The organism is Caballeronia sp. INML2 (assembly GCF_023631365.1).
Lineage (GTDB): Bacteria > Pseudomonadota > Gammaproteobacteria > Burkholderiales > Burkholderiaceae > Caballeronia > Caballeronia turbans.
Genome location: NZ_JALQDH010000078.1, coordinates 1 through 9,730, shown reverse-complemented (window position 1 = coordinate 9,730; position 9,730 = coordinate 1). Strand labels below are relative to the sequence as shown.

At 60.0% G+C, this 9,730-nt stretch carries 9 protein-coding genes and 1 pseudogene; 2 read left to right on the top strand and 8 right to left on the bottom strand.

Annotated elements, in window-relative coordinates; genetic code table 11:
• From NCT32_RS26795 to NCT32_RS26765, 7 genes and pseudogenes are all read right to left on the bottom strand, one after another.
• A pseudogene (locus tag NCT32_RS26795) lies at nt 1-201 on the bottom strand (glycerate dehydrogenase); the annotation flags it as partial.
• Nucleotides 202-612: 411 nt separating this feature from the next.
• Nucleotides 613-2,352 carry an ABC transporter substrate-binding protein gene (locus NCT32_RS26790; protein WP_061119029.1) on the bottom strand — a complete coding sequence of 580 codons (1,740 nt, stop codon included), beginning with the start codon at nt 2,350-2,352 and terminating at the stop codon, nt 613-615.
• 102 nt (nt 2,353-2,454) lie between these two features.
• Nucleotides 2,455-2,736 (bottom strand): DUF2160 domain-containing protein, encoded by a 282-nt coding sequence (locus NCT32_RS26785; RefSeq protein WP_061119030.1) that lies wholly within the window; start codon nt 2,734-2,736, stop codon nt 2,455-2,457.
• Nucleotides 2,736-3,548, bottom strand: coding sequence for a carbohydrate ABC transporter permease (locus tag NCT32_RS26780; RefSeq protein WP_061119094.1), 813 nt, complete (start codon nt 3,546-3,548; stop codon nt 2,736-2,738). Before NCT32_RS26780 ends, NCT32_RS26785 begins: the two co-directional genes overlap by 1 nt.
• Nucleotides 3,538-4,434, bottom strand: coding sequence for a carbohydrate ABC transporter permease (locus NCT32_RS26775; RefSeq protein ID WP_061119031.1), 897 nt, complete (start codon nt 4,432-4,434; stop codon nt 3,538-3,540). Before NCT32_RS26775 ends, NCT32_RS26780 begins: the two co-directional genes overlap by 11 nt.
• Nucleotides 4,431-5,555: an ABC transporter ATP-binding protein gene (locus tag NCT32_RS26770; protein WP_061119032.1), complete on the bottom strand. Its 1,125-nt coding sequence runs from the start codon at nt 5,553-5,555 to the stop codon at nt 4,431-4,433. Before NCT32_RS26770 ends, NCT32_RS26775 begins: the two co-directional genes overlap by 4 nt.
• Complete coding sequence (locus tag NCT32_RS26765; protein WP_061119033.1) at nt 5,542-6,633, bottom strand: ABC transporter ATP-binding protein; 1,092 nt, start codon at nt 6,631-6,633, stop codon at nt 5,542-5,544. Before NCT32_RS26765 ends, NCT32_RS26770 begins: the two co-directional genes overlap by 14 nt.
• A 598-nt stretch (nt 6,634-7,231) precedes the next feature.
• Here NCT32_RS26765 and NCT32_RS26760 point away from each other — a divergent pair.
• Nucleotides 7,232-7,834: a DUF1326 domain-containing protein gene (locus NCT32_RS26760; protein WP_061119035.1), complete on the top strand. Its 603-nt coding sequence runs from the start codon at nt 7,232-7,234 to the stop codon at nt 7,832-7,834.
• Between the two features lie 2 nt (nt 7,835-7,836).
• Entirely contained in the window at nt 7,837-8,628 is a 792-nt protein-coding gene (locus tag NCT32_RS26755) for a DUF2182 domain-containing protein (protein WP_061119036.1), read from the top strand.
• 364 nt (nt 8,629-8,992) lie between these two features.
• Here the strand turns inward: NCT32_RS26755 and NCT32_RS26750 are convergent, their stop codons facing one another.
• A complete protein-coding gene (locus NCT32_RS26750; RefSeq protein WP_143756355.1) occupies nt 8,993-9,247 on the bottom strand; it encodes a hypothetical protein in 255 nt (84 codons plus the stop codon).
• Nucleotides 9,248-9,730 lie beyond the last annotated feature (483 nt).

Sequence of the window (9,730 nt, the reverse complement as noted above, 5' to 3'; positions counted from 1 at the left end):
CGCCTCGGCGAGTTGGCCGATGCGCTTGCCGCCATGCCCCGACCCGATGATGCCAAGCGTCGAGCCGTAGAGATCCACGACCGGATGCAGTTCCGCATAGAAGGTGGGCGAGCCGCTCCCGCCTCCGGCGTAAATGTCACGCCAATACGGCACGAGATTGCGGCGCAACGCCATCATCAGCGCGAAGGCGTGCTCGGGCATCGGTCGTTTCGCGTCTGACCGCGCGGCGGCCTACTTCGCAGTCGATTGGGCCATTGCGCGGCTTAATGGCGAAGAACTCGAGCCGCCTTTCAGGATGCTGGACGCATGAGGCCTCGCTCAGCGCTTGACGGCTCGATCTTTCCGGAAGTTGCGAAAGCACATTTCATAAGTTCTGCGGCCAGATGTTGTCCGCATCTTCATAACATGGTGACCTAGCGTCGACGCAAATCGTCGCTGCTTGGCAGGCAATACCGTGATCGGCGACCGGATGGCGCGGATCGCAACTGCATGCAGCGTCTCGACGTGGGCGCCGCGCTGGTGCGGATGCAGTTCTTCAACGGGACGCGATAATAAAAGGCGGCACCATCAAGTGCCGCCCATTCATAAGAGCACCGAGCCCCGTCAGAAGACTTACCGCACCTTGCCCGCCTTCCACGCCGACAGCAGTTGCTCATACTTCACTGTTTCGCCCTTCGGCTTTTCGTTGGCGAGCGCCTTCCACGGCGCGTGTTGGTCCGACAGCCACTTGGACGGATCGCTTTGCGCATTCAGCTCCGGCGCGCAAACCTTCATGCCGGCCCGCTGCAAACGGGCCAACACCTGGTCCATTTCCTTCGCGAGGTTATCCATTGCAGCCTGCGGAGTTTTTTCGCCGGCGACGGCGGTGCCAACGTTCTTCCACCAGAGTTGCGCCATCTTTGGATAGTCGGGCACGTTGTTGCCGGTCGGCGTCCACGCGACGCGCGCAGGGCTGCGATAGAACTCGATCAAGCCGCCGTACTTGTCCGCGTTTTTCGTGAAGTAGTCGCTATGAATGTCGGAGTCGCGAATGAACGTGAGACCGACAATCGACTTCTTGAGCGACACGCTCTTCGACGTCACGAACTGCGCGTACAGCCACGCGGCGGCGCGCTGATTCGGCGGCGTCGACTTGAAGAACGTCCACGAGCCGACGTCCTGATAGCCGTTTTGCATGCCGTCCTTCCAGTAAGCGCCGTGCGGGGACGGCGCCATGCGCCACTTCGGCGTGCCGTCCGCATTCGTAACGTTGCCCGGCTTGAGCATCGACGCCGTGAACGCGGTGTACCAGAACACCTGTTGCGCGATCCGGCCTTGCGCGGGCACAGGGCCCGCTTCGCTGAAAGTCATGCCGGACGCTTCTGGCGGCGCGTATTTCTTGAGCCAGTTGATGTATTTGGTCGTCGCGTAGACTGCTGCCGGGCTGTTGGTGCCACCGCCGCGCGACACCGACGCGCCTACCGGATGACAGCCGTCAGGCGTCACGCGAATGCCCCATTCGTCGACGGGCATGCCGTTCGGAATGCCCTTGTCGGCTGCGCCCGCCATGGAAAGCCATGCGTCCGTGAAGCGCCAGCCGAGCGACGGGTCTTTCTTGCCGTAATCCATATGGCCGTAAACTTTTTCTCCGTCGATAGTTTTCACGTCGTTCGTAAAGAACTCGGCGATGTCTTCATACGCGGACCAGTTGACCGGAACGCCGAGATCGTAGCCGTATTTCGCCTTGAACTTGTCCTGCAAGTCCTTGCGTGCGAACCAGTCCGCGCGGAACCAGTAAAGGTTCGCGAACTGCTGGTCGGGAAGCTGATAAAGCTTTTTGTCCGGCGCGGTCGTAAAACTCGTGCCGATAAAGTCTTTCAGGTCAAGACCGGGGTTCGTATATTCCTTGCCTTCGCCTGCCATGTAATCCGATAGCGGAACGATCACGCCATAGCGATAGTGCGTGCCGATCAGGTCCGAGTCCGAGATCCAGCCGTCGTAAATGCTTTGCCCGGATTGCATCGAGGTCTGCAATTTCTCGACGACGTCCCCTTCCTGAATGATGTCGTGCTTCACCTTAATGCCGGTGATTTCACTAAACGCGTTGGCAAGCGTTTTTGATTCGTAGGTATGCGTATCAATCGTTTCCGATACTACATGCACTTCCTTGACGCCTTGCGATTTGAGTTTCGCCGCGGTGTCGATGAACCATTTCATCTCGTCCATCTGTTGCTGTTTCGAAAGCGTGCTCGGTTGAAACTCGCTATCCACCCATTTCTGCGCCTCAGGCGTGCCCGCCACAGCCTGGTTCGCGAAGGCACCAGACACGATGCTTGCCACTGCCAGCGCGACGATCCGTCTCCTCTGATGCATGGTCTTCTCCTGTGTCTTCCGTGCCCCTTCGATCTTGTCGGCGCCCGCTGGGGGCATCAGCGGAACCGGCAGTTGCCAGTCTTCATTGCATGCTTCGGCTTTCTAGCCCTTCCACATGATTGCGAGCAACACCAGCACCGAGGCTGCGAAGCCCGGCCAGGAACTCGAGCCCTCGGCGCTGATTGCGAGCCACGCGAGATTCACATACGCGGCAGCTAGCAGGCCGATGAACAGGCGATCACCGCGAGTCGTCGCGATAGGCAGAAAGCCCTTGCGTTCATGAGTCGGCGAGCGCAGTTCCCATACCGTCATGCCGCCCAGCATAACGACGATGCAGCCGAAGAAGATTGCGACCTCGGGCGTCCAGTACATCCACGTGAACATCACACTCTCCCCATCGCGAAACCCTTCGCGATGTAGTTGCGCACGAAGTAGATCACGAGCGCGCCTGGAACGATGGTCAGCACGCCCGCCGCCGACAGCACGCCCCAGTCCATGCCGGCCGCCGACACGGTGCGCGTCATCACGGCAGCGATAGGTTTCGCGTTGACCGAAGTCAGCGTGCGCGCGAGCAGCAGTTCGACCCAGCTGAACATGAAGCAGAAAAAAGCCGTGACGCCGACGCCCGACTTGATGAGCGGCAGAAAGATTTTCACGAAGAATGCGGGAAACGTATAGCCGTCTATGTACGCGGTTTCGTCGATCTCGCGCGAGACGCCCGACATGAAGCCTTCGAGAATCCACACCGCAAGCGGCACGTTGAACAGCATGTGCGCAAGTGCGACGGCAATGTACGTGTCGGTCAGGCCGACGCTCGAATAGAGCTGGAAAAACGGCAGCAAAAATACGGCGGGCGGCGTCATGCGGTTGGTGAGCAGCCAGAAGAACATGTGCTTGTCGCCGAGAAATCGATAACGTGAGAACGCGTACGCGGCGGGCAGCGCGACCAGCACCGACATCACCGTGTTCATCAGCACGTAGATGATCGAATTGATGTAGCCCCAGTACCACGAAGGATCGGTGAAGATCACCTTGTAGTTTTCGAACGTCACGTGCTGCGGCAGCGTGGCGAACGTCGACATGGTCTCCTCGTTTGTGCGCAGGGAGATCGAGAACATCCAGTAAAGCGGTATCAGCGCAAACAGCATATAGACGACGAGCATCAACGTCCGCGTCCAGCGGCGCCTATCCTGCATGGTCGTCTCCTTGCGCGGCGAGGCCACCTTTGCCCACGCGGCTCATCCAGTTATAGAGAATGAAGCACAGAAGCAGGATGATCAGGAAATAGATCAGCGAGAAAGCCGCGGCCGGGCCAAGATCGAACTGGCCGACCGCTTTTTGTGTCAGATACTGACTGAGGAAGGTTGTGGAGTCGCCGGGACCGCCGCCCGTCAGCACGAACGGCTCGGTATAGATCATGAAGCTGTCCATGAAGCGGAGCAGCACGGCGATCATCAGCACGCCGCGCATCTTCGGCAATTCGATGTAGCGGAATACCGCAAAACGGCTTGCGCCATCTATTTCCGCGGCCTGATAGAAGGCGTCCGGAATCGCCCGCAAGCCCGCATAGCAGAGCAGCGCGACGAGCGGGGTCCAGTGCCAGATGTCCATCACCAGCACGGTGAGCCATGCGGCCGTGGGACTCGCCGTGTAGTTGTAGTCGAAGCCAAGACCATTGAGCCAGTAACCGAGCAGTCCAATATCCGGGCGCCCGAAGATCTGCCAGATCGTGCCCACCACGTTCCATGGAATCAGCAACGGCATGGCAAGCACGATGAGCGTGGCCGATGCGCGCCATCCCGAAGCCGGCATCGAAAGTGCGAGGCCCACGCCCAATGGAATCTCAAACAGCAGAACGCACGCGGAGAAAATGACCTGTCTGCCGAGCGCTTCGCGCAAATCCGGGTCGGTCATGATGTTGCGAAACCACTCCGTACCGACGAACACATGCTGCGTCGGGCCGATGATGTCCTGCACCGAATAGTTGACCACCGTCATCAGCGGCAGGATCGCGGAAAACGCGACGCAGATGAACACCGGAATGACCAGCAACCACGCTTTCTGATTGACGGGCTTGTTCATCGCGCGGCCCCTTCGGAGATGCGTGTTTCGATTCTTTCGTCATTGCAGAAGAACACGGTTTCGGGCGCAATGAGATGCAGCCAGGCAGGTCCGTCGACAACCCGCACATGCGGCTCGAGCCTTGCATTGAACACATTGCCGTCGCATTGCGCGGTAACCAGTTGATAGTTGCCGAGCTGCTGCGCGCGCAGCACCCGCGCGTTGACCGCGCCGGCTCCTCCTTCTTGCGAAAGGCGGACGAATTCCGGGCGAATCCCAAGCTTGAGCGCGCCGTTTGCCTGCTGATGCGCGCCACGTAGCGTCGCAAGCGTACCGGCGTCGAGCGGCAAGCGCTGCGAGCCGATTCTTGCGCCGTCGGCGTCGAGCTCGATCGGACAGAGATTCATGCCCGGACTGCCGATGAAGTAGCCAACAAACGCGTGATCCGGCCGCAGAAAAAGCGCATCGGCTCCGCCCTTCTGAACGACGCGGCCATTTGTCATCACCACGACTTCATCGGCGAAAGTCAGCGCTTCTACCTGATCATGCGTCACGTAGATAAGCGTGAGCTTGAGTTGCTGGTGGATCTTCTTCAACTGCCGCCGCAGGATCCACTTCATCGCGGGGTCGATCACAGTCAACGGTTCGTCAAAGAGAATCGCCGCGACGTCCTTTCGCACGAGGCCGCGCCCAAGCGAGATTTTCTGCTTGGCGTCGGCGGCCAGATTGCTCGCCTTGTTCGGCAGGTCGCGCGTCATATCGAGGATATCCGCGACTTCGTGCACGCGCTTCGTGACCTCGGCGGCTGACATCTTGCGATTGCGCAGCGGAAACGCGAGGTTATCGAACACGGTCATCGTGTCGTAGACCACGGGGAACTGGAACACCTGGGCGATGTTGCGCTCGCGCGCGCCGAGCGCCGTCACGTCGCGTCCGTCGAACAGCACCTTGCCCTCCGACGGCTTGACGAGCCCCGACACGATATTCAGCAGCGTGGTCTTGCCGCAACCCGATGGCCCGAGCAACGCATAAGCGCCGCCGGCATCCCAGACCATGCTCATGGGTTGAAGCGCGTAGTCGTCGAGAGTCGCGGGGCTCGGTCTGTACGCGTGCGCGAGATTCTGGAACTCAATGCACGCCATAAGCCGCCTCCGGGCTGGACACCAGTTGGGTATCCGCGCCGAACACAAACAGTTCGTCAGGGTCGATGAAAACGTCGAGCTGCGTGCCGAGCTCGATCTGATGCACGCCTTGCAACTGCGCAACCAGGTCGACCGCGCCGGTGAGCGTGCGCAAGTGCAGATACGTTTCCGAGCCGCTCAGTTCAGCGAGTTCGAGCCGGCACGGAACGGCGATCGCATGAGAGGACTTCGCCTGAAGACGCAGGTGCCCCGGCCGGATGCCGATGCGGCATGCGCCGTTCGCCGCGGGACCGTGCTGGACTGGAACCTCCACGCCGATCGGCAGACGCGCGCGGCCGTTGCCGCAGTCGCTCGTCAGCATGTTCATAGGCGGGTCGTTGAAAACGGCCGCGGCCGCGACGTTGACCGGTGCGTTATAGACATCGAGAGTGGGACCGAACTGCAGAACCCGGCCTTTATCGACGATTGCCGTATAGCCGCCCAGCAGTAGCGCTTCGAGAGGTTCGGTGGTCGCGTAGACGACGGTCGTCTTGCCGTCAGCGAAGAGCGTAGACAGTTCCATGCGCAATTCCTCGCGCAGTTTGTAATCGAGATTCACGAGCGGCTCGTCGAGCAGCACCAGCGACGTGCGCTTCACGAGTGCGCGCGCGAGCGCGCAGCGCTGCTGCTGGCCGCCCGACAGTTCACCTGGCCGCCGCTCCAGCAAATGGTCGATATGCAGTCTGGCTGCGACTTCCTGCACGCGCCGGCGGATTTCGGCAGGGTCGGTTTTTTGCAGGCGCAAAGGCGAGGCGATGTTTTCGGAAACTGTCATCGCCGGGTAGTTGATGAACTGCTGATAGACCATCGCGAGATTGCGCTGGCGCACGCTGACGCCTGTCACGTCCTGGCCGTCGACGAGCACTCGGCCGCCGTTCGGCCTGTCCAGACCCGCCATGACGCGCATCAGCGCGGTTTTGCCAGCCTGCGTGGGTCCGAGAAGCACATTGATGGCGCCGGGGACGAGGCGCAAATCCACGCCGTAAAGATACGGTTGCCCGCCAGAAACGACACTGACTCGCTCCAGTTCCAGGACCAAATCGCTCTCCTTTGCGGCGTGCGCGACGCCAGTCGCAGAAGCCGGCGCTTTAAGGTGGCGTCAGTTGGGTTGCACATCGATTACATGCAGCAGCCAAAATGTCCCTTTTGTTGGTTTTTGTTTAAATCGGGGTAAACCTTACGACAGGAAGAATTAGAGAACATCGTCGGCGGGTGGGGGAGATCGAGGATGGCAGCACCGAGCTTTGTCAATACGATTTTCGGTATCGCAAAGATGCTCGGAGCCAAAAGCGGCTGGACGAAGTGGCGAGCATGAACTTGGAGCGAGAGGATGAGCGTCTGGGGATCATCGATGATCTGAAGGTTCGAGCTGAGCAGATGGTCTCGGTAACCGCATTGACGGAAGCTGGCAACGAGAGGGGATCACGGAAGTCGGACGAAACGCATGTAGCCCCCGGGCTCGAGCTTGCCCCACGCAGCCGCTCGCTTTTTCGCGGTGCGGAAAAGGCAGTGACTGAATAAACCCCTTAATTCAAACGCTTCTCGGGAGACTTTGATTCCCGACCGCTTAACACCTACAACAAGAAGTGTCCCACGACGTTCTTCGTGGCTGAAGTCAACCAGCAAACGAGGCGCATATGAGCTATCGAGTGAGGGGCAGCATTCTTGAAGTGTGCGAATGCAACGTGCTATGTCCGTGCTGGATTGGGGAAGATCCCGACAACGGCATATGCCGGAGCGCGATCGCCTACCACTACGAGCAAGGCTTGATCGACGATATCGATGTGTCCGGGGTGACGGTCGCGTTCGCCGCGTTCATTCCTGGCAACGTGCTGAAAGGCGGTTGGCGCGTCGCAATGTATGTCGACGAGCAAGCAAGCGAGGCGCAATTCAACGCGCTGGTGAGCGCGCACCGTGGCGAACGCGGTGGACCGCTTGCGGATATCGTGAAATTGATCGGCGAGATGGTATCGGTGGAACGGGCTGTGATTGAATATTCGGTCGTCGACGGCAAGGGCAGGATGAAGGTCGGCGAAACCATCGAGGCCGAACTGGAGCCCTATCGGGGTCCAACGGGAGAGCCAACGAAACTTGTCGATAGCATCTTCTCGACGATACCCGGATCGCCCGCCTTCGTCGGCCGGGCGAACTCGTTTCGGCTGCGACACGAAGCCCTCAATCTTGATCTCGACTTGACGGGGCATAACGCCATTCAGGGATCGTTCAGCTTTACGTCGTGAAGATGCGCCTTCGCTCGCGGCTTTTCGCGTTGCTCTTTTCCACTTTGATAGCAAGTGCGTGGATCGCGCTATGGTCGTGGGATGCTGGGCCGTATGCGCGCTACCTGCATCATGCGAGCTGGAGCGAACTGCCGGGCGTTGGCCCGATATGTCGCGCGGTGCCCGCTGCCAGCGTCACGATCGTAGCGTCGCTGCACAGCGCCGCATGGCTCCTGATGATCGCGGCGATGATGTTGCCGACCGCTTTTCCTTTGTTCGACTGCTTCAGGCGGATGACCCTCTCACGCACCAAAGGGCGCACGCTAGTCGCGTTGCTCATCTCTGGTTACGCGGCTGCATGGGCCGCGTTCGGGCTTGTCGCGCATGGCTTCGATGCCGCACTCCATCTGCTCGTGGAGCGATCGACGACGCTGCTCGCGGAGGGGTGGCTGATCGGCGCCGCCATCGTCGCGCTGGCTGGCGTCTATCAATTCAGCACGTTCAAACACCGTTGTCTTGACAAATGCCGCTCGCCGCTCATGTTCCTCATCGAGCATTGGCACGGCCGGAATCCGTGCCGCGAGAGCTTTCTGCTCGGGGCGAGACACGGCGTTTTCTGCATCGGCTGTTGCTGGGCGCTCATGTTGCTGATGTTCGCCGTCGGCACAGGAAGCGTTGGCTGGATGCTTGCGCTGGGTGCGATCATGGCGGCCGAGAAGAATTTGCGCTTGGGAAAGTTCATCGGCAAGCCGCTCGGTGTCGCGTTGCTTGTGTGGTCCGCAGGGATCGTGGTGTGGAATGCCCGTATCGTCTGAGTAGATGCCAACATCGGCTCGACCTTACGTAGCTTCCTCTGCATGCCTTCCCGTTTCCTGCACAAGAGCGAAAAAGAAGATCCGCAAAGTTGAAGATCAAGCCCAACGATTTCGTCGTCGACGACGCGCTACCACCGCGATTCCTCAGGCAGCGAGACTGCATGAGCAGACTTCGTGACCTTTGACTTCCTCCCGGTGTGCGGCCCAAGTAGGCGTCCCTGGCGCATGGTCGAAGGAACTCAGGACGGCCATTGACTCCGCTTGGCGGACCGAACTGGATCGACTCGAGCTGGCCTGGTACCTACATTGCGTCGCGCGCACGACAAATGCAGCTGCCCGGCTAAGAATCGCTGGCTGACGAGTTTCACGACAGCCGCCGCAACGCGAATGAACCCGCGCTGAGTTGATTGCGCAGAAAATCCACGGCCACGCGCACTTTCGCAGATGCTGACGAACGCGCCGTCGATATGGCCCACACGTCGGCGGGACGCCAGTAGTCTGGCAAAATGCGCATCAGTTCGCCCGACTCGATACCTTCGTCCGTGGCGTTGCTTGGACTCTCCGAATACAGGTCAACCCGGCACACGGTCATTCGGCACTGGGGCGAGTATTGCTCCATCCGCCGATGCCGATGCCGATGCCGATGCTCGTCGAAGGCGACCGTTCTTTCGTACCTATAGGGCAGCGCTACTGCCTGTTTGTGAGGGCGTATCGCCCAGCCATTGCAAGAATCCGCCCACATGCTGCGCCCACAGGTCGGGACGCGTCATGGTGAAATGTCCCGGCGACGACGATGTGCCCTGCTGCACGACGAACCGGCCCTGCTGAAGCGTCGGAACAAGTCTCTCGAGGACCTGTAGCGAGTCGGGATTGAACTCGTCGTCGGAAAAATTCAGGGCGAAGAGTTTTGCCTTGATCCTGGGAAGCGCTGGCTGGGGATCGTAGCTGAATGATGGGCGGCTACAACTTGGGACCGACCGTTACGGCTGCGCAGATTCGAACGGCAGTTCAGGGTCGAGGCTGTCCGAAAACAAGTGAGGCATCTCGGCGAGGCAGACGGACGGACCTGGTCAATCGACGAGCGGTCGGATAGGTGCGGTCG

Bases quoted from the DNA above. Each gene is read 5' to 3' on its own strand.
- NCT32_RS26790 (WP_061119029.1), bottom strand. From the start codon at position 2,352: ATGCATCAGAGGAGACGGATCGTCGCGCTGGCAGTGGCAAGCATCGTG.
- NCT32_RS26785 (WP_061119030.1), bottom strand. From the start codon at position 2,736: ATGTTCACGTGGATGTACTGGACGCCCGAGGTCGCAATCTTCTTCGGC.
- NCT32_RS26780 (WP_061119094.1), bottom strand. From the start codon at position 3,548: ATGCAGGATAGGCGCCGCTGGACGCGGACGTTGATGCTCGTCGTCTAT.
- NCT32_RS26775 (WP_061119031.1), bottom strand. From the start codon at position 4,434: ATGAACAAGCCCGTCAATCAGAAAGCGTGGTTGCTGGTCATTCCGGTG.
- NCT32_RS26770 (WP_061119032.1), bottom strand. From the start codon at position 5,555: ATGGCGTGCATTGAGTTCCAGAATCTCGCGCACGCGTACAGACCGAGC.
- NCT32_RS26760 (WP_061119035.1), top strand. From the start codon at position 7,232: ATGAGCTATCGAGTGAGGGGCAGCATTCTTGAAGTGTGCGAATGCAAC.
- NCT32_RS26755 (WP_061119036.1), top strand. From the start codon at position 7,837: ATGCGCCTTCGCTCGCGGCTTTTCGCGTTGCTCTTTTCCACTTTGATA.
- NCT32_RS26750 (WP_143756355.1), bottom strand. From the start codon at position 9,247: ATGGAGCAATACTCGCCCCAGTGCCGAATGACCGTGTGCCGGGTTGAC.